Annotated in this window: 16 protein-coding genes; 4 read left to right on the top strand and 12 right to left on the bottom strand. The window is 66.5% G+C overall.

The window, feature by feature from the left end; genetic code table 11:
• Window positions 1–96: 96 nt before the first annotated feature.
• Window positions 97–1,173: an ISAs1 family transposase gene (locus tag AC1GI4_RS15555; RefSeq protein ID WP_479630108.1), complete on the top strand. Its 1,077-nt coding sequence runs from the start codon at window positions 97–99 to the stop codon at window positions 1,171–1,173.
• A 45-nt stretch (window positions 1,174–1,218) separates the two neighbouring features.
• On the opposite strand, the gene AC1GI4_RS15550 is transcribed toward AC1GI4_RS15555, so the two are convergent.
• From AC1GI4_RS15550 to AC1GI4_RS15535, 4 genes are all read right to left on the bottom strand, one after another.
• Window positions 1,219–1,995 carry a transglutaminase family protein gene (locus AC1GI4_RS15550; protein WP_479630107.1) on the bottom strand — a complete coding sequence of 259 codons (777 nt, stop codon included), beginning with the start codon at window positions 1,993–1,995 and terminating at the stop codon, window positions 1,219–1,221.
• Window positions 1,995–2,930 carry an alpha-E domain-containing protein gene (locus AC1GI4_RS15545; RefSeq protein ID WP_294273612.1) on the bottom strand — a complete coding sequence of 312 codons (936 nt, stop codon included), beginning with the start codon at window positions 2,928–2,930 and terminating at the stop codon, window positions 1,995–1,997. Before AC1GI4_RS15545 ends, AC1GI4_RS15550 begins: the two co-directional genes overlap by 1 nt.
• Window positions 2,930–4,423, bottom strand: a complete 1,494-nt coding sequence (locus AC1GI4_RS15540) for a circularly permuted type 2 ATP-grasp protein (RefSeq protein ID WP_479630106.1) — start codon at window positions 4,421–4,423, stop codon at window positions 2,930–2,932. The genes AC1GI4_RS15545 and AC1GI4_RS15540 overlap by 1 nt, the downstream gene beginning before the upstream one ends.
• Window positions 4,424–4,631: 208 nt before the next feature.
• On the bottom strand, window positions 4,632–6,653 hold the full coding sequence (locus tag AC1GI4_RS15535; protein ID WP_479630105.1) for a protein-disulfide reductase DsbD family protein: 2,022 nt from the start codon (window positions 6,651–6,653) through the stop codon (window positions 4,632–4,634).
• A 71-nt stretch (window positions 6,654–6,724) separates the two neighbouring features.
• On the opposite strand from AC1GI4_RS15535, the gene AC1GI4_RS15530 reads away from it, so the two are divergent.
• Entirely contained in the window at window positions 6,725–8,419 is a 1,695-nt protein-coding gene (locus AC1GI4_RS15530; RefSeq protein ID WP_294273620.1) for an alkaline phosphatase family protein, read from the top strand.
• Between the two features lie 110 nt (window positions 8,420–8,529).
• On the opposite strand, the gene AC1GI4_RS15525 is transcribed toward AC1GI4_RS15530, so the two are convergent.
• The 3 genes from AC1GI4_RS15525 to AC1GI4_RS15515 form a co-directional block, all read right to left on the bottom strand.
• Entirely contained in the window at window positions 8,530–9,144 is a 615-nt protein-coding gene (locus AC1GI4_RS15525) for a DUF1989 domain-containing protein (RefSeq protein WP_479630104.1), read from the bottom strand.
• Entirely contained in the window at window positions 9,141–9,860 is a 720-nt protein-coding gene (gene gntA / locus AC1GI4_RS15520; protein WP_479630103.1) for a guanitoxin biosynthesis heme-dependent pre-guanitoxin N-hydroxylase GntA, read from the bottom strand. The genes AC1GI4_RS15525 and gntA overlap by 4 nt, the downstream gene beginning before the upstream one ends.
• Window positions 9,861–9,979: 119 nt before the next feature.
• Entirely contained in the window at window positions 9,980–10,906 is a 927-nt protein-coding gene (locus AC1GI4_RS15515; RefSeq protein WP_479630102.1) for an EAL domain-containing protein, read from the bottom strand.
• Window positions 10,907–10,933: 27 nt separating this feature from the next.
• On the opposite strand from AC1GI4_RS15515, the gene AC1GI4_RS15510 reads away from it, so the two are divergent.
• The gene (locus AC1GI4_RS15510) at window positions 10,934–11,137 is read left to right on the top strand and encodes a hypothetical protein (protein ID WP_294273634.1); all 204 of its coding nucleotides are present in this window, start codon (window positions 10,934–10,936) and stop codon (window positions 11,135–11,137) included.
• A 197-nt stretch (window positions 11,138–11,334) separates the two neighbouring features.
• Here AC1GI4_RS15510 and metH read toward each other — a convergent pair whose 3' ends face one another.
• From metH to AC1GI4_RS15490, 4 genes are all read right to left on the bottom strand, one after another.
• Window positions 11,335–13,932, bottom strand: coding sequence for a methionine synthase (metH, locus tag AC1GI4_RS15505; RefSeq protein ID WP_479630101.1), 2,598 nt, complete (start codon window positions 13,930–13,932; stop codon window positions 11,335–11,337).
• Window positions 13,933–14,060: 128 nt separating this feature from the next.
• The gene (locus AC1GI4_RS15500) at window positions 14,061–15,107 is read right to left on the bottom strand and encodes a homocysteine S-methyltransferase family protein (RefSeq protein ID WP_479630100.1); all 1,047 of its coding nucleotides are present in this window, start codon (window positions 15,105–15,107) and stop codon (window positions 14,061–14,063) included.
• A gap of 254 nt (window positions 15,108–15,361) precedes the next feature.
• Entirely contained in the window at window positions 15,362–16,303 is a 942-nt protein-coding gene (gene metF, locus AC1GI4_RS15495; protein WP_479630098.1) for a methylenetetrahydrofolate reductase, read from the bottom strand.
• Window positions 16,300–17,262: an ArsR/SmtB family transcription factor gene (locus AC1GI4_RS15490; protein ID WP_479630097.1), complete on the bottom strand. Its 963-nt coding sequence runs from the start codon at window positions 17,260–17,262 to the stop codon at window positions 16,300–16,302. The genes metF and AC1GI4_RS15490 overlap by 4 nt, the downstream gene beginning before the upstream one ends.
• Window positions 17,263–17,387: 125 nt before the next feature.
• On the opposite strand from AC1GI4_RS15490, the gene AC1GI4_RS15485 reads away from it, so the two are divergent.
• Entirely contained in the window at window positions 17,388–17,765 is a 378-nt protein-coding gene (locus tag AC1GI4_RS15485; protein ID WP_294271288.1) for a hypothetical protein, read from the top strand.
• Between the two features lie 194 nt (window positions 17,766–17,959).
• Here AC1GI4_RS15485 and arfB read toward each other — a convergent pair whose 3' ends face one another.
• Window positions 17,960–18,385, bottom strand: coding sequence for an alternative ribosome rescue aminoacyl-tRNA hydrolase ArfB (gene arfB, locus AC1GI4_RS15480; protein WP_294271284.1), 426 nt, complete (start codon window positions 18,383–18,385; stop codon window positions 17,960–17,962).
• Window positions 18,386–18,389 lie beyond the last annotated feature (4 nt).

Genomic DNA, 18,389 nt, shown 5'->3' with positions numbered 1-18,389 from the left:
GCCACCTCCCCTTATAGGGCTGGGGGATCGCATATGGGTTGCGGCGAGGCTTGATACCGATTTTGAAGATTCCCGGCATGGTTCGGGAGGTAAAGAATGGATCGTGTGGTCGAGTATTTCGGGGCGGTGGCGGATCCGCGGGCGGGCAACGCGCGCCATGATTTCCTGGAGGTGATCTTCGTGGCGCTGGCTGCGTCGTTATGCGGGGCGGAGGACTGTACTGAGATGGCGCTGTTTGCGCGCGCCAAGCTCGAGGTGCTGCGACAGGTGGTGAAGCTGGACCACGGGGCGCCGAGCCACGACACGTTCAGTCGGGTTTTCCGGATGATCGCACCCGAGCCCTTCGAGGCGGCGTTCGCGGCGTTCATGAAGGCGTTCGGCGGGGCGCTGCAGGGCGTGGTGGCGATCGACGGGAAGGCCTTGCGGGGGGCCTATGCGCGCGGCCGCCGGGCGATGCCGCTGCACCTGGTCAACATCTGGGCGGCCGAGACCCGGCTGGTCATCGGTCAGCGGCTGGCACCGGGCCGCAACGAGGTGCTCGGCGCCCAGCAGGCGCTCGCGCTGCTCCGTCTGGACGGCTGCATCGTCACCGCCGACGCGCTCCACTGCCGCCCCGACACGGCCCGCGCTATCCTCGCTACCGGGGCCGACTATGCGCTGGCCCTCAAGGCCAACCAGCCGACCCTGCTCGCCCGCGCCCAGGCACTCGTTCGGGATGCCGACCCGGCCACCGGCGCCCACCAGCCCCCCGCCATCGCCCACGACCGGCGAGAAAGTCGCAGCGCCATCGTCCTGCCTGCCGACGATCTCGACTTTCCCGGCGTTGCCGCCGTCGCCATGATCGAGAGCCACCGCCAGCCCACTGGCCAGCACGAAACCCACGCCGTGCGCTGGTTCCTCCTGTCCACCGTCCTTAGCCCCCAGCGCATGCTCGATGTCGCTCGCGCCCACTGGACCATCGAGAACCAGCTCCACTGGGTCCTCGATGTCGACTTCGGTGAGGATGCCGCAAGGGCCCGCAAGGATCATGCCCCGCAGAACCTCGCCATCCTGCGCAAACTCGCCCTCAATATCCTTAGACACCACCCTGACAAAGGATCCATCAAGGGCAAGATCAAGCGCGCAGGGTGGAACAATGCTTTCCTACTCTCGCTACTCGCTCATATGCGATAGCCCTGCCTTATAGGGGAGGAAGGAAGAGCGTCAGGCTTACCGATCCTACTGCGACGCCTCGGCCAGCGCCACCTCCCGCCACGCCTCGCCCGACACCGCCGTGGCCCCGTCGGCATCCAGCGCGACGGCGACACGGACATGGCGATCCTGCGGGCTGAGGCCGATAGTGGGATCGAAACCGATCCAGCCCAGTCCGTCGACATAGGCTTCGGCCCAGCAATGCGCGGTCGCGCTCGCCGCATCGTCCCACGACGCGAAGCCCGACACGAATCGCGCGGGCACCCCCAGCGAGCGTGCGGCCACGCAGAAGATATGCGCCAGGTCGCACGCGCCTACCGATTCCGCCGCGAAGGCCGCTGCCGCATCGGGCGCAGGACCATTCGCCTCGCTGGCGAAGCGCCGGTGGAGTGCCGCATTCACCGCATGGAGCGCCGCAAGACTGCTGTCCGCGCCGCGTATCGCTTCCTCGGCAAAGGCGGCGATCGCCGCATCGGCGGGCGTCGCGGGGGTTGCGCGCAGGAACAGCGCGGGCGGCAGCGTCTCGGTGGTGCCGCGCACCACGCCATGCGCATCGCTGGTCAACACTTCGCCGGTCGCGGTGATCGTCACCGTCTCGGGCGCGTCCTGGATGTAGAGCATGGTGACGGCATTGCCGAAGCCGTCATGCCCCCGCCGCAGTCGCGCGTCGCAGTCCACGTCGATATGCCAGTTGGCCACGGTCTGATCGTCGTAATTCTCCGGCGTCAGGCGAAGCATCTGGACCGATGTCGGCCGCCCCGCGCGCGCGCGGTGGACGATCTGGTGCTCGATCGCGATGCGCATCAGGCGAACTTGAACTGACGGCCGATCGCGCCGTGCAGCAGGGCATTCTCCTGGATAAAGGCTTCGAGATATTGGTGAAGCCCGCCCGCGATCACGTCCCCCGACCGCGTCTTCGTCATCCGGTTTGCGCGCAACCTCGCCATACGATCCGCCTCCCCATGCTGCCCCGTCCGCCGGGCAAGCTGCCCCAGCACATCCACCGTTTCCTCGACCGACGCCGCCAGACTGCGCGGCAATTCGGTGCGCGCGATCAGCAGGTCGATGACGTTGGCGGGCTTCAGCCCGTCCGAATAGAGCCAGCGATAGGCGGTGACGGCGGAGACGGTCTGAAGGATCGTCGTCCACTGGTCGCGGTCGACGACGCCGCCGATCCGCTCGCCCGCGGGCAACAGGATGTGATACTTCACATCGAGCAGCCGCGCCGTGTTGTCCGCGCGCTCGACCGCCTGGCCCAGCCGGATGAACCAGGTCGTCTGGTTGCGCAGCATCCGGTGGACCGCGCCCTCGAAACCGCGCGTCTCGTTCTTCACCGCCTCGACCAGGCCGAGCACGGCGGTGGGATCGTCGGCGGCGGGCTTCGCCTCGAAATGCAGCCAGGCGCGGTTGATCGCGCTCCAGGCTTCGCGGGTCAGCGCGGTGCGAACCGCCCGCGCATTGGTCCGCGCCATGTCGACGCAGCGGACGATCGAGCCGGGATGGCAGCTCTCGACCGTCAGGAAGCGCGCAACCTCGCGCCTGCGCATCTCGCGCCCACCCTCGGCAAAGGCGCTGGCGGTATCGGTCACGGCCAGCGCCGAGCCCCAGGCGGCCAGCCCGGCCGAGCGCGGCGACAGCACGTCGAGCCGGACGGTCGCCTCGACCAGTCGGGCGATGAAGTCCGCCCGCTCGAAATAACGCCCCAGCCAGTAGAGCGAGGATGCCGTACGCGAGAGCATCAGTGCGCCCCCTGCGTCTGGATTTGCGACTCTTGTCCCTGGACCTGGACCCAGCTGTCGAGTTCGGCGGGCAGCAGGACGAAGCTGTCCTTGGTGCCGCCGCCCTGGCTGGAATTGACCACCAGCGAGCCTTCGCGGAGCGCCACACGGGTCAGGCCGCCCGGCGTCACCTCGACGCCATTGCGGCCGGTCAGGACGAAGGGACGGAAATCGACATGGCGCGGGGCGACCCCGCTGTCGACCAAAGTCGGCACGGTCGACAATGCCAGCGTCGGCTGGGCGATATAGCGGTGCGGCTCGGCGATCAGCGCGGCCCGGAACTCCTCGATCTGGCGCGCGCTGGCGGTCGGGCCGACCAGCATGCCGTAGCCACCCGATCCGTCGACCAGCTTGACCACCAGCTCGCTCAGGTGATCGAGCACATAGGACAGCGCTTCCGGCTCGCGACAGCGCCAGGTTTCGACATTCTTCAGCTTGGGCTCGGCACCCGAATAATAGCGGACGATGTCGGGCATATAGCTGTAGATCGCCTTGTCGTCGGCGATGCCGTTGCCCGGCGCGTTGAGGATGGCGACGTTGCCCGCCGAATAGGCCGCGATCAGGCCGGGCACGCCCAGCATCGAATCGGGGCGGAAGACCAGCGGGTCGAGGAAATCGTCATCGACGCGGCGATAGATGACGTCGACCTTCACCCGCCCCGCAATGGTGCGCATCCAGACGATGTCGTCGTCCACCACCAGATCGGCCGCCTCGACCAGCTCGATCCCCATCGAATCGGCCAGGAAGCTGTGCTCGTAATAGGCGGAATTATAGTGGCCCGGCGTCAGGACGACGCAAGTCGGCTCGGCGACGCCATGCGGCGCGACCGACTTCATCGTTGCGAGCAGCCGGTCGGGATAGCTGTCGACGGCGGCCACCCGGAACTGACGGAACAGCTCGGGGCAGAGGCGCAGCATCGCCTCGCGGTTTTCCAGCATATAGCTGACGCCCGAGGGCGTGCGGGCATTGTCCTCCAGCACGAAGAAATCGTCCGGCCCGGTACGCACCAGGTCGATGCCGCAGATATGCGCCCAGACGCCGTGGGGCGGCCGCATCCCGGCGATTTCGGGACGAAACTGAGGATTGCCGAAGATCAGGTCGGGCGGCAGGATACCGTCGCGCAGGATCTTCCGTTCGCCGTAAATATCGTCGAGGAACGCATTGATCGCCTCGACCCGCTGCACCAGCCCTTCGGACAGACGCGCCCATTCGTCGGGCAGGAAGACGCGCGGCACGATGTCGAAGGGGATGATCCGCTCGGCCGCGTCATTCTCGCCGTACACCGCAAAGGTGATGCCGAGTTGCCGGAAGGTCGCCTCGGCCGCCTGTTGGCGGCGACGGAGTTCGTTATCGGGGGTGAGATCGAGCCAGCGCTGCAATGCGGAGAGTTCGGGCCGCGACGAACCTGCGTCGGAAGCCCCCATGATTTCGTCGAACGCGGCGATAGTCCCCATCCGGTCGTTACGCTCCCCCTAGTGCCTCGGTTCCATGCTGCACCGCAGGAAGGGGGTACGCAAGGGGGGGCTCCCGAATTTCCTCCCCTGTAAGGGGAGGTGGTAGGCCGAAGGCCTGACGGAGGGGTGTCACCCCTCTCGATAGCGGGACACCCCTCCGTCACGCTACGCGCGCCACCTCCCCTTACAGGGGAGGAATTCAAGGTAGTTACGCCCCCAACTTCTCCAGCATCGACGGGGTCAGCACCTGCGGCAGGACCTGCGGCGCCTTCGCGCCCGGCGCGTAATAGAGGTAGAGCGGCACACCCGCACGGTTATGCCGCTCGATGAAGCGTCCCAAAACCGGATCGCCATCGGTCCAGTCGCCGACCAGCACCGCCACCTTGTTGCGCTGGAACGCGTCGCGCACCGAGGAACGCTCGATCGCGGCGGCCTCGTTGACCTTGCAGCTCAGGCACCAGTCGGCGGTGAAATAGGCAAAGACCGGGCGGTTCCGCTTGCGCAGGTCGTCCAGTTTCGCCTCGGTAAAGGCCGTGTCCGCGGTCGTCTTGGCCACGGCGGCGGCGGGCTTCACCGTCACGACGATAGCCACCGCCAGCGCCAGCGCCACGATAGCAGGCCAGCCCGCCCGCCCCTTGCCGCCATGCTGGCGCAGCCCCGTCCACCAGAAACCAAGCGAGGCGATCAATGCGGCGGCCAGCCCCAGCGTCATGCCGGTAACCCCCGCCTCCTGCCCCAGGATCCAGGCGAGCGCGAGCGCGGTCAGGAACATCGGCGCCGACAGGATATGGCGCAGCCGCACCATCCACATGCCCGGCTTGGGCAGCCGCCGCCGCAACGCTGGGACAAAACCGATGGCGATGAAGGGCAGCGCGATGCCGATCCCAAGTCCGGCGAACACCGCCAGCGCGGCGGCGGCGGGCAGGACCAGCGCGGCGCCCAGCGCCCCGGCCATGAACGGCCCCGAACAGGGCGTGGCGACGAACGCCGCCAGCGCCCCAGTCGCGAACGATCCCATCGCGCCCGAGCGTCCGGCAAAGGCAGGCGTCGGCAGTTCGAACAGCCCGGCCAGGTTAAACGCGATCCCGGCGACCAGCAGCAGCAATATGCCGATCACGCGCGGGTCCTGAAGCTGGAACGCCCAGCCCGCGCTCTGCCCGCCCGCGCGCAACGCCAATAGGACGACGCCCAGCCCCACGCACACCAGCACGACGCCCGCCGTATAGGCCAGCGCCTCGGCCCGGGCATGGCGCTCGTCCCCGCCGCCCTTGGCGAGGCTGAGCGCCTTCAGGCTCAGGATCGGGAAGACGCAGGGCATGATGTTGAGCAGCAACCCGCCCAGCACCGCGCCCAGAAACGCCAGCGCGATCGCCCCGAAACCATGATTCGCAGCCCCGCTCGCCCCGGCGATCACGCCGGGCTTGGCGGCGAAGGACAGCCCTTGGCCCCGACCGATCGACAACACGCCCGACACCGGACCCGGCGTCGGCACCGCGGCGGCGGGCATGGCGAGGATCAGCTGGTCGCCGCTTCGCGTCACGGCCTGCGGCGCGGCATGGTCGATGATGCCGCTGCGCTCGGGATAGAAATAGGCGTTCTCGACCGCGACCGAGGCGGGCAGCGGCACCGCGATCCGCACCCCCTTGCCTTGTGTCTCGATCACCCCGTCACCGCCGAGCGGCTTCGGCAATGCGGCGCGCCAGCGATCGAATGCGGCGCGTGTCGCAGCCGCCACCGCGCCGTCACCGACGGTCAGCGTCGTCGAAAGCGTCTGGCTCTCGGGCACGCAGATCGTATCGGTGCAGACCAGATAGTCGAGCTTGACCGTGACGGGCAGCGGCGTGCCCCTGGCCAGCCCGGCGGGGATCGAAAGGTCGACGAGCAGCGTGAAGGGCCGCTCATAGACATAGTTCATGAGGCCCGCGATCTTCAGCTGCCCCGGCACCGGATAGCGCAATTCCCCGGCGCTTACGCCCTTGGGCAAGGTCCAGTGCGCCTCGGTCGGCAGGCCCGCATCGCCGCCATTCTTCCAATAGCCGTGCCAGCCCTTTTCCGGCGTCGCGACGATCGCCAGGGTAATGTGGCTGCCCGCCGCCGGGGTTTCGCTTTCGGCGACCAGGCGCATCGGCAGATGGATGGCCCCCGGCGCGGGCGCGCTTTCGGTCATGCCGGGGCTTGCCGCCAGCAGCATGAACAGAGCCGTCATCAGGATGTAAAACCAACCGCGCATCGACCGACCTTGCCCAAACCCCGTTTCGCGTTCCATAGCGCCCCTGTCCCCGCTTTGCACCAAGGTTGCCCATGAACTCCCTGACTGCCGCGCTTCTGGCCTCCGCCGCCCTGTTCGCCGCGCCCGCGACCGCACAGACCGCCAGCCCGGTGCCGGGCTATGCCGCGCCCGCTCCCGTCGTCCCGCTACCGGGCACGCCGCAGCCCCCCTTCCCCACCACGCCGCCCAAGCTGATCGTGGCGATCTCGGTCGACCAGTTCTCCGCCGACCTGTTCCAGCAATATCGCAACCACTTCACCGGCGGCATGGCCCGCCTGCTGACCGGCGCGGTCTTTCCTTCCGGCTATCAGAGCCATGCCGCGACCGAGACGTGCCCCGGCCATTCGACCATCCTGACCGGCTATCGCCCCGCCCATACCGGCATCATCGCCAACAACTGGGTCGACCAGTCGGTGAACCGCCCCGACAAGATCGTCTATTGCTCGGAGGACGAAAGCGTCGCGGGCATGGACCACAATCATTACGTCGTCTCGGACAAGCATCTGAAGGTGCCCACGCTGGGCGAGCGGATGAAGACCGCCGATCCGCGCGTGCGCACCGTCTCGGTCGCAGGGAAAGACCGCGCCGCCGTGATGATGGGCGGCCACAAGATGGACGAGATCTGGTGGTGGGACGGCAAGACCTATGTCTCCTATGCCGGGCGGGCCGTGCCGCCGGTCGTCGAGCGCACGCGCAAGGCGGTGGCCGACCTGGTCTCCCGCCCGCAGGCGCCGCTGCCGCTGCCCGGTTTCTGCAAGCCGCTCGACCGGCCGATCACGGTCGGCGGCCAGACGCTGGGCACCGGCCGGTTCCAGCGCGCGGCGGGTGACCTGAAGGCCTTCCGCGTCTCCCCCGCATCGGATGCGGCGGTGCTGGCCATGGCGGCGGGCTTCGTCCAGGACATGAAGCTGGGCCAGGGTCCGCAGACGGACATCCTGTCGGTCGGCCTGTCCGCGACCGACTATATCGGCCATGCGCTGGGCACCCAGGGCGCCGAGATGTGCATCCAGATGGCCGAGCTGGACCGTTCGCTTGCGGGCTTCTTCGACGTGCTCGACGCGACCGGCGTGGATTATGAGGTGATGCTGACCGCCGACCACGGCGCGCACGACATGACCGAGCGGCAGCAGATCCGCGCCATGCCGATGGAAAGCCATGTCGCCCCGGAAGCCAAGACCAAGGCGATGTCGGCCGAGATCGCCAAGGCGCTGGGTCTGCCGAATGATCCGCCGATCATGATGAGCGCCGAGGGCGACATCTACCTCAACACGTCCCTGCCCGCCGCCACCCGCGCGAAGGTGCTGGCCGAGGCCAAGCGCCGTTACGAAGCCCTGCCGCAGGTCGCCGCCGCGCTGACCCGCGACGAGATCGCGGCGACGCCCTGGCCGACCACGCCGCCCGAAACCTGGACGCTGAAGGAAAAGGCGCGCTCCTCCTACGATCCGACGCGCTCGGGCGACCTGCTGATCCTGCTGAAACCACGCGTGACGACGATCGAGGAGCCCGCCCCCGGCTATGTCGAGACGCATGGCTCGCCCTGGGACTATGACCGGCGGGTGCCGATCCTGTTCTGGCGCAAGGGGATGGCCGGGTTCGAACAACCGCTGTCGGTGGAAACCGTCGACATCGCCCCGACGCTGGCCGCGACGATCGGACTGCCGATCCCGGGTGTGGACGGACGCTGTCTGGACCTTGATCCAGGTGCTGCGGATACGTGCAAGCGGTGATCCCCATTCCTCCCCTGCAAGGGGAGGGGGACCGCCGCGAAGCGGTGGTGGAGGGGTGTTACCGCTGGCCGTAACACCCCTCCGTCAGTCCTGCGGACTGCCACCTCCCCTTACAGGGGAGGAATTTGCTGGTGGCGCTCCACCCGATATTCGATCGGCTTGAAGCTCCCCCCATTGGATGCAGGCGCGGAGCACGCGGTCAGCCCGATCACCAAATCCATACACGCCACGAAGCGGATATGGTCTCCGGGCTTGCTCAGCGGGGGCAGCACCACCAGCTTGCCGGTCGTGCCGTCGACCGGCACGTTCATGAAGCAGTTGAACGCCACCGGAATCCGGTCAGGTTTCACGCCATAAGGCGCCAGCGCCGCCGCCAGATTGCCGAAACACCCCCGATGGCGCGGCAGGTCGGGATAGAAATAGTCGAATGTGTCGACCGAGCAGGGCGTCAGCAGGAAGTCGTGCATTCCCACGCTATCCTCGACGATCTCCAGCATCACGCGCGAGCGGTTGGAATAGAGCTTGTGCCCCTTGGTCAGCCGGATCGTCTCGGCATAATCGAGCGTACGGCCCGACGAGATCACTTCTTCCAGATCATCGGCGTTGAAGGCCAGCAGATCGGCGACCTGCCGTCCGCGTGGGTCGATGACCGTCAGGCTGTCGCCCTTGGCCAGCCGGAACGCGTCGCCGCTACGCGGGGGGATTTCAACAGTCTGGCCGCTCATGCTTTGGCCTCGCTGCCCGCGCCTGCATAGTGGAAGGGGCAACGCCAGCCCTCCTCGACTGCGCGGCCGCTATATTGGCGTGCCTCGCTCATCTCGCCATGGCGCGCCAGCATCGGATTGCGCGACCCGGCCAGTGCCTCGTCACGCGTCATGATCTTCTCGCGCATCGTCTCATACTTGCCTTGCGCGCGCAGGACCTCGAACTGGTCGTGCAGGTTGAAGATCATCGCCGGGCGGGGAAAGCGACGTGCGGGGCGGCTGGCATTGGGATGAAGGCCGACCACGAAAAACGCCTCGCCGCCAAAGGACAGCGAGAAATGCGGATCATCGGGATCGGCGCTGACCCGCGTGTCCCAATCCTGGCCCAGCCAGACATCCTTGTCGGACAGCGACTGGATTCGCGACCACACCGCCCGCTCGAAGGCCGCCTCGTCCAGCGTATCCGGCCCAGCGAATACGACCGCCAGGCTGCGAAAGAGTTGCGGCTCGGCGCGGTAGTGCTCGGCGAAGTGGCGCAGGCAGTCATGGATGCGCAAATCGTCCCAGGCGCTGGCGATATCGCGCGCACCCAGGATTTCCAGCGTCCCGCGCGCCATGGCCGCCTTGGCGCCGACGCAAGGAAAATCCGTCTTCGCAATATGATCGCGAAGCATCGCGGCGGATTCCGGCTCACTGGGATCGTGCGCGGGAAAAAGTTTGCTGACAGATTTCAACATGGGATGCCGTAACGCGGCACCACTATCGCCGTTCCGAAAAATGGATTATTTGCCAATAACTTACTATATGTTTAGCCATTTATTGATGCGGATCAATTCTTCCATTTCCGGCATGGTTCCTAATAGTCGTGAAAAAATGCGCGGGGCGACGCACAACTGGTGCCCGTGCGCACAAGGTCCGGCCGTCCGTGAAAATAGCCCTGCTGCCAGACCCCGCCGCTGGCATAGGCCAGGTCCGCCATTCCGGGGGTTTCCACCCCCTCGACGATCACGGTGCCCCCCAATGCCTTTATCAAGCCGATGAGGTGCGGCAACACGTCGCAGGGAAGTTCGTTGCGACTGATCCGCCTGACGAATGAACCATCCGTTTTCACGAATGCGGGCATCAGCTGCATCAGATGGCGGATCGACGTATAGCCTGCCCCGAAGTCGTCGAGTGCGAGCGCCGCACCGCACGCCCGCAGGCGGCAGGCAAAGACTGCGGCGTCTTCGATATGGATCAGGGGCTCGGTTTCGGTAATCTCCACGACCAGACGCCGTGCCACCGCCGGGCGCCTTTCGAGATCGTCCATCACGCTGCCCCACCAGCCGCGAAGGTGCGCCGAGTTCGCCGAGATATTCACACCGAGCGTCGCCTTGGAATCGCTCTCCAACTCGCCGATCACATGCGACACCATCAGCCAATCGAAGGTCGATGCGAGGCCGGTTCGCTCCAGCGCCGGAAACACGATGTCAGGGGCCAGCGCCTCGTTCACGTCGCTGAACCGCATCAGCCCTTCGTGATAAAGCACCTGTTCCGGTTGACGATAGTCGCACACGGCCTGCCAATGCGGCGCCAACCGCCCCTCGCGCATGCAGCGGAAGACATAGGCAGCGATCTGCATGTCGCTCTTGTAGATGGCGAACCAGCGTTCCTGATGATCGGACTGGATGTCGCGCGGCGTGCGATAACGCGGCAGGTTATCGCATTCCCATGAAACCACGGCATGGACCGCCGCCGCTTTCTGATTGGCGGCGATCTCTATCGAAATCGGCTCGGCGGACAATTGATAGGCGAGTTCGGCCAGGCTCCGATGATCGACGACACCCGGCCTGCGCAGGTTGCAGACGATCCGGAACCCACCCCACCCGCTTTCCTGCGTGACACGCAGACCGGCATGGTGCAGTCGCATCCGGACATGGTCGACGACCTGATCGGCGACGGACGTCCCCCAACAGGCGTCGATCAACGCGAGATTGCTGATCTCTACGTCGTAATACCCCTCCGACAATTTTGAACCGTCCTCCATAGAGACGAGGCCCCAACGCCCCCGGTAAGCGCATCCCATCTGGTGGGATGGCGATTACCATGGTTCAAAATGTCCAGATAGATGGGGTAAGTTCGTTAACCTTCTTTCCGAAATTAGGTCCCAATATCGATTGCGGTGGCCAAAATATTCATAGATCAATATCTTGCCGAATACAGGTCCGCAGATCAGTCGAGATTGGGACGAAGCCAGCGGGTCGCCTGCGCCACATCGACACCGCGGCGGGTCGCATAATCGGCAACCTGATCTTCCCCGATTCGCGCGACGCCGAAATATTCCGCCTGGGCATGCCCGAAGTAGAAACCGCTGACCGCCGCCGTCGGGAGCATGGCAAAACTCTCGGTCAGCTCCAGCCCGACCGCCGCCTCGGCACCCAGCAGGTCGAACAGCGTGCGCTTGATGCTGTGTTCCGGGCAGGCCGGATAGCCCGGCGCGGGGCGGATGCCGCGATATTGCTCGCGGATCAGCGCCTCGTTGGTCAGCTGCTCGCCCGCGGCATAGCCCCACAGCTCGGTGCGGACATGCGCGTGCAGCCGCTCGGCAAAGGCTTCGGCCAGACGGTCGGCCAGCGCCTTGAGCAGGATGTCGTTATAATCGTCATGCCCGCTGCGGAAGCGTTCGATATGCGCGTCGATGCCGTGGATGCCGACCGCGAAGCCGCCAATCCAGTCGCCTGCGGGGTCGATGAAGTCGGCCAGGCACATGTTGGCGCGTCCCTCGCGCTTGGCGATCTGCTGGCGCAGGAAGGGGATGCGGGTTTCCTCGCCCTCGGCGGTCAGGATCACGTCGTCGCCATCGCGACGGCACGGCCAGAGCGCGGCGACGCCACGCGCGGTCAGCCACTTCTCGGCGATAATCGTATCGAGCATGGCCTGCGCATCGGCATAGAGGCCGCTGGCGCTCTCGCCGACCACTTCGTCGTTCAGGATGGCCGGAAAATTGCCCGCCAGTTCCCAGGCGCGAAAAAAGGGCGTCCAGTCGATATAGTCGCGCAGGTCGGTCAGGTCCCAATCCTGATAGACATGCACGCCCGGCTGCTTCGGCTCGCCCGCCTTCAGCGCCATGTCCGCGACGAAGCCGCGCGCGCGGGCCTCGTCCAGCGGCAGCAGCGCGTTCGCCCCCTTGCCCTCGCGCGCCTTGCGGACGGCTTCGTAATCGGCGGCGACCTGCGCTACGTAAGGGTCGCGCTGGGTATCGGACACCAGCGTCGTCGCCACGCCGACCGCGCGGCTGGCGTCGAGGACATGGACCACCGGCCCCTCATAAGCAGGCGCGATACGCAGCGCGGTGTGGACCTTGGAGGTCGTCGCGCCACCGATCAGCAGCGGCATGGTTAGCCCTGCGCGCTGCATCTCCTCGCCCACCGTCACCATCTCGTCGAGTGAGGGGGTGATGAGGCCCGACAGGCCGATCATGTCGGCGTCATGCTCGACCGCCGAAGCGATGATCTTGGCCCAGGGGACCATGACGCCCAGATCGACCACCTCGAAGCCGTTGCACTGGAGCACGACGCCGACGATGTTCTTGCCGATATCGTGAACGTCGCCCTTCACGGTCGCAAGCACGATCTTGCCCTTGCCCTTCGCCCCCGGCTCCTTCGCAGCTTCGATGAAGGGCAGCAGGTGCGCGACCGCCTTCTTCATGACGCGCGCGGACTTCACCACCTGCGGCAGGAACATCTTGCCCGATCCGAACAGGTCGCCGACGACGTTCATGCCGTCCATCAGCGGGCCTTCAATCACCTCGATGGGCCGCGCGAATTGCTGGCGGCATTCCTCGGTATCGTCGACGACATGCGCGTCGATGCCCTTGACCAGCGCGTACTCCAGCCGCTTGGTCACGGGCAGGCTGCGCCACTCGGCCGCCTGCTTCTCGGCGACCGCATCGGTGCCGCGATAGCGCTCGGCCAGCGCCACCAGCCGCTCGCCCGCTTCCGGGTCACGGTTGAGGACGACATCCTCGCACGCCTGGCGCAATTCGGGGTCGATCGTGTCGTACACGTCGAGCTGGCCCGCATTGACGATCGCCATGTCCATGCCCGCCGGAATGGCGTGGTAGAGGAACACCGAGTGCATCGCGCGGCGCACCGGCTCGTTGCCGCGGAAGCTGAACGACAGGTTCGACAGGCCGCCGGAGATATGGACGTGCGGGCAACGCGCCTTGATTGCGCGACACGCCTCGATGAAGTCGACGCCGTAATTGTTATGCTCTTCGATGCCGGTGGCGACCGCGAAGACATTGGGGTCGAAGATGATGTCCTCGGGCGGGAAGCCGATACCCATCAGCAGGTCGTAGGCGCGCGCGCAGATTTCGACCTTGCGGTCCTTGGTGTCCGCCTGGCCCACTTCGTCGAACGCCATGACGACCACCGCCGCGCCATACGCCATGCAGCGGCGGGCGTAATGCAGGAACGCCTCCTCGCCTTCCTTCATGCTGATCGAGTTGACGATCGGCTTGCCGCTGACGCACTTCAGCCCCGCCTCGATCACGCTCCATTTCGAGCTGTCGATCATGATCGGCACGCGCGCGATATCGGGCTCGGCGGCGATCAGCTTGAGGAAGGTGGTCATGGCGTATTCGGCGTCGAGCAGCCCTTCGTCCATGTTGACGTCGACCACCTGCGCGCCATTCTCGACCTGGCTGCGCGCCACCTCCACCGCGCGGGCATAGTCGCCCGCCAGGATCATCTTCTTGAACGCCGCCGAGCCGGTGACGTTGGTCCGCTCGCCGACATTGACGAAATTGGTGGAGGTGTTGGTGGTCATCGTCTTGTTCCTAGCCCCTCCCCTTCAGGGGAGGGGTTGGGGTGGGGCCTGTCCAGGCAGTCAAAGGTCCGGGATGAAGGCGACGCCCCACCCCCAACCCCTCCCCTGAAGGGGAGGGGCTTTGCGGGTCAGGCCGCCATGGTGAACGGCTCCAGCCCGGCGAGGCGGGTGACGACCGGCGGGGTCGGGATGGAGCGCGGCGTCATGCCCCGCACCTTGTCGGCGATCGCCTTGATATGCGCAGGCGTCGAGCCGCAGCAGCCGCCCAGCACATTGACCTGCCCCTCGACCGCCCATTCGCCGACGAGGCCGGCGGTGGTGACGGGCGCCTCGTCATAGGCGCCCAGTTCGTTGGGCAGCCCGGCATTGGGGTAGATCATGATGAGCGTGTCGCAGATTTCGCTCAGCGTCTTCACATGCGGGCGCAGCTGTTCCGCCCCGAACGAGCAGTTCAGCCCGATCGTCACCGGCTTGGCATGGCGCACGGCGTGCCAGAAGGCCTCGACGGTATGACCCGACAGGTTGCGGCCCGACAGGTCGGTCAGCGTCATCGACAGCATGATCGGGATGTCGCGGCCCAGCGCCTCGCCCGCCTCGATCGTCGCCATGATCCCGGCCTTGGCGTTCAGCGTGTCGAACACCGTCTCGATCAGGATGAAGTCCGCGCCGCCCTCGACCAGCGCGTCGATCTGTTCGCGATAGACATCCTTCAGATAATCGAAGTCGATCTCGCGATAGCCGGGATCGTTGACGTCGGGCGAGAGCGACAGCGTCTTGTTGGTCGGCCCGATCGCGCCCGCGACGAAGCGGGGGCGGCCGTCCTTAGCCTGATATTCGTCGGCCAGGCGGCGGGCGAGCTTCGCGCTCTCGACATTGATCTCGCGCACCAGATGCTCGGCGCCGTAATCGGCCTGGCTGATCCGGTTGGCCGAGAAGGTGTTGGTTTCGGCAATGTCCGCCCCGGCCTCGAAATAGGCGCGGTGGATCGCCTCGGGCACCTCCGGCTTGGTCAGCGCCAGGATGTCGTTATTGCCTTTCTGGTCATGGGTCAGCCCCAGCGTGCCCGCATAGGCCGCCTCGTCCAGCTTCCAGTTCTGGATCTCGGTGCCGAACGCGCCATCGGTAATCAGGATGCGCTTGGCCGCTTCGGCGAGGAAGGTTTCGCGGGTCGTCATCGTCTTGCTCCTGCTCGCGTGCGAGCGGTTGTTTCTTTTGGGGTGGTGAGGCCTGAGGCGTCGTCGCCCGTGGCCCTGCCCTCCCCCATCCCCTCCCGCTTGCGGGAGGGGCGTGCCTGGGTCGTGGGTCGACCCTCAATTCTCTTCTCCCCTCCCGCAGGCGGGAGGGGCCGGGGGAGGGAAAGCCACGCGCCATATTGCCTGTGGCAAGGCCCGCCCCCAACCCCCTCCCGCCTGCGGGAGGGGGCCAATCGTCACGCCGCCGCGACCGCCTCGGCCTTCTTGCCGCGCACGCCCAGCAAATGGCTGATCGCATAGGCGAGTTCGGCGCGGTTGAGGGTGTAGAAGTGGAAGCCCTTCACCCCACCCGCATACAGCCGACGGCACATCTCGGCGGCGATGGTCGCGGCGACCAGCTGGCGCGCGCCGGGATGATCGTCCAACCCCTCGAACAGCCGGTCCATCCAGTCGGGGATGCGCGCGCCGCACATGGCGGCGAACTTGCGCGTCTGCGCGACGTTCGACACCGGCAGGATGCCCGGTACGATCTCCGCCGTGATCCCGGCCGCCGCCGCGGCATCGCGGAAGCGGAAATAGGCTTCCGGAGAAAAGAAGAACTGGGTGATCGCGCGGTTCGCACCCGCATCGATCTTGCGCTTGAGGTTATCGATGTCGGCCTGTTGATCCGCCGAATCCGGATGGCATTCAGGATAGGCCGCGACCGAAATCTCGAACGGGTGCAGCTTCTTGAGGCCCCCGACCAGATCGGCGGCATTCTCATAGCCGCCCGGATGGCTGACGAAGCGCGCGCCCTCGGCGGGGGGATCGCCGCGCAGCGCCACGATATGCCGCACGCCCGCCGCCCAATATTCATTTGCGATCTGGTCGATCTCCTCGCGGGTCGCCTCGACACAGGTGAGGTGCGCAGCGGCGTCCATCGTCGTCTCGCGCTGAATCCGCGCCACCGTCGCATGGGTCCGCTCACGGGTCGATCCGCCCGCGCCGTACGTCACCGAGACGAAACGCGGATCGAGCGGCTCTAGTGTGCGGATCGCATCCCATAGCTGCGCGTCCATCTTCTCCGTCTTGGGCGGGAAGAATTCGAAACTGACCGCGATGTCGCCCCCGACATCGGCGAACAGAGGTTCGTCATGCGCCAGCGCCGCCTCGGCCCGCGTCAGGATCGTGTTCGTCATGCCGCCTTCACCCTATTCGTCTCGACGGGCCGAAGCCCCTTTTTCATCCCCAGCCAGAGCTTGACGGTCAGTTCGCCGCCCTCCAGCGTCTCGGTCTCGGCCAGCGTCAACCCGGCGGGGCCGAACCAGCTGGCCATTTGTTCGTCGCCAAAGCCCAGGCGACTATGCGCCGCCTTTTGCCGCAGCTCCTCGCGGTCGTGCGGCGCGAAATCGGCGATCAGCAGCCGCCCGCCCGGCCCCAGCACGCGCGCAGCCTCGGCGATCGCCGCGCCCGGCTGCTGCGCGAAGTGCAGGACATGGTGCAGGATCGCGATATCCGCCGCGCCGTCGCCCATCGGCAGCGCATAGAGGTCCGCCTGGCGCAGCTCGGTATTGGCACGCCCGTGCAGCTTGGCGCGCGCCAGCCGCAGCATCTCCGACGAACGGTCGATGCCCAGCGCCGCGTCGGCGCGGTCGCCGAACAGCTCCAGCATCCGCCCGGTGCCGGTACCGATGTCGATCAGCGTGCCCAGATGGCCCTCGCCGATCAGGCCCGCCATCGCCTCCTCGATCTCGCTGTCCGCGACGTGGAGCGAGCGGATCGCATCCCACTCGCCCGCATGATCTTCGAACCAGGCCGCCGCACTCGCCGCCCGGTCGGCGCGCACCGCCGCCAGCCGCGCGACGTCCGCCACCACCCAGGGGTCGGGTGTCTCCGCTGTCCAGCGATCGAGCGCCGCCGTCATCGGCTCCACCGCCTCGCGATCGCCCAGCGCCACGAAGACCCAGCTGCCTTCCTTGCGGCGTTCGGCCAGTTCGGCATCGACCAAAATCTTCACATGGCGGCTGACGCGCGGCTGGCTCTGGCCCAGCACCTGTGCCAGCTCGCCCACCGACAGCTCCATCGAGCGGAGCAGCGCCAGGATGCGCAGCCGCGTCGGATCGCCCAGAGCGCGAAAGATTTCGAGCGCGTTCGCCATGGATTACGATATAAAGATATCTTTATATGCGGTCAACGGAGCGAACTCATTTCAGCCGACACGGACCCGAAACGGATAATCTGCGTTGGCACGCCGATCATAGATTTGAAACGGGAGTGTTTGCCATGAAGAAGGCCCTGATCCTCGCCCTGACCGGCGCCGCCGCGATCTCGCTGGCCGCATGCAGCCAGAACAGCCAACAGCAGACCAAGGAAGCCGCCGACGCCATCGGCTCGGACGTGAAGGCGACGACGCAGAACGCCTCGGACGATGTCGAGGCGGCGACCGCCAAGGCACTGAACTCCGCCGAGAACGCCATGGACAAGGCGGGCGCCAAGCTCGACCGCGCCGGGGATCGTGCCGCCGCCCAGGCGGATCGTGCAGGCGACAATATCGACCGTGGCCTGGACCGCGCAGGCGACAAGATCGAAAACGGTACGGCCAAGGCTCGCGAAGCGACCGGCAACGCGCTGGTCCGCGCGGGCGAGGATGTCCGCCGCTAAGGGCTTTGTCCTTCGGGATTTTGGAAGCGGGTCGACGAGGGATCGTCGGCCCGTTTTTCTTTGGGCGAGGTTTGCGCGTGGCCTTCGACTTCGCTCAGGCTGAACGGAGGTGGGGTAAGGAGGCCCAAAACCACTCACGCCGTTCAGCCTGAGCGAAGTCGAAGGCCACGACCCACGCCCCGACACCCCGAACGTCAGTCGAACCGAACCTTCCCCCTGCCCGCCTTGACCTGAGCCCGCCCCTTCTTGGCATCGACCCGCCGCGTCTGCGATGCGCGCGTCGGCTTGGTCGGCCGCCGCTTCTTCGGCACGATCGTCGCTTCGCGGATCAGGTCGATCAGCCGCTCGCGCACCTCGCGCCGGTTCATTTCCTGCGACCGACTGGCATCCGCACGCAGGGTCAGGACCCCATCCTTGCTCAACCGCTGTCCCGCCAGCACCGCCAGACGCAGCTTCACCGCCTCGGGCAGGCTGGGCGAGCCGCCCACGTCGAAGCGCAGCAGCACCGCGCTGTCGGTCGTGTTGACATGCTGCCCACCCGGCCCGGAGGCGCGGGTAAAGCTCTCGGCGATCTCGCGCTCGTCGATCGCGATGGCGCGGGTGACGGGGATCAGCGCCATCGCC

This window comes from Sphingomonas sp. 77B, assembly GCF_056497825.1.
This window is presented reverse-complemented; position numbering and strand designations above follow the sequence as displayed.

Excerpts from the sequence above, each read along its gene's own strand:
- AC1GI4_RS15555 (WP_479630108.1), top strand. The coding sequence starts at position 97 with ATGGATCGTGTGGTCGAGTATTTCGGGGCGGTGGCGGATCCGCGGGCG.
- AC1GI4_RS15550 (WP_479630107.1), bottom strand. The coding sequence starts at position 1,995 with ATGCGCATCGCGATCGAGCACCAGATCGTCCACCGCGCGCGCGCGGGG.
- AC1GI4_RS15545 (WP_294273612.1), bottom strand. The coding sequence starts at position 2,930 with ATGCTCTCGCGTACGGCATCCTCGCTCTACTGGCTGGGGCGTTATTTC.
- AC1GI4_RS15540 (WP_479630106.1), bottom strand. The coding sequence starts at position 4,423 with ATGGGGACTATCGCCGCGTTCGACGAAATCATGGGGGCTTCCGACGCA.
- AC1GI4_RS15535 (WP_479630105.1), bottom strand. The coding sequence starts at position 6,653 with ATGCGCGGTTGGTTTTACATCCTGATGACGGCTCTGTTCATGCTGCTG.
- AC1GI4_RS15530 (WP_294273620.1), top strand. The coding sequence starts at position 6,725 with ATGAACTCCCTGACTGCCGCGCTTCTGGCCTCCGCCGCCCTGTTCGCC.
- AC1GI4_RS15525 (WP_479630104.1), bottom strand. The coding sequence starts at position 9,144 with ATGAGCGGCCAGACTGTTGAAATCCCCCCGCGTAGCGGCGACGCGTTC.
- gntA (WP_479630103.1), bottom strand. The coding sequence starts at position 9,860 with ATGTTGAAATCTGTCAGCAAACTTTTTCCCGCGCACGATCCCAGTGAG.
- AC1GI4_RS15510 (WP_294273634.1), top strand. The coding sequence starts at position 10,934 with ATGATCGACGACACCCGGCCTGCGCAGGTTGCAGACGATCCGGAACCC.
- metH (WP_479630101.1), bottom strand. The coding sequence starts at position 13,932 with ATGACCACCAACACCTCCACCAATTTCGTCAATGTCGGCGAGCGGACC.
- AC1GI4_RS15500 (WP_479630100.1), bottom strand. The coding sequence starts at position 15,107 with ATGACGACCCGCGAAACCTTCCTCGCCGAAGCGGCCAAGCGCATCCTG.
- metF (WP_479630098.1), bottom strand. The coding sequence starts at position 16,303 with ATGACGAACACGATCCTGACGCGGGCCGAGGCGGCGCTGGCGCATGAC.
- AC1GI4_RS15490 (WP_479630097.1), bottom strand. The coding sequence starts at position 17,262 with ATGGCGAACGCGCTCGAAATCTTTCGCGCTCTGGGCGATCCGACGCGG.
- AC1GI4_RS15485 (WP_294271288.1), top strand. The coding sequence starts at position 17,388 with ATGAAGAAGGCCCTGATCCTCGCCCTGACCGGCGCCGCCGCGATCTCG.
- arfB (WP_294271284.1), bottom strand. The coding sequence starts at position 18,385 with ATGGCGCTGATCCCCGTCACCCGCGCCATCGCGATCGACGAGCGCGAG.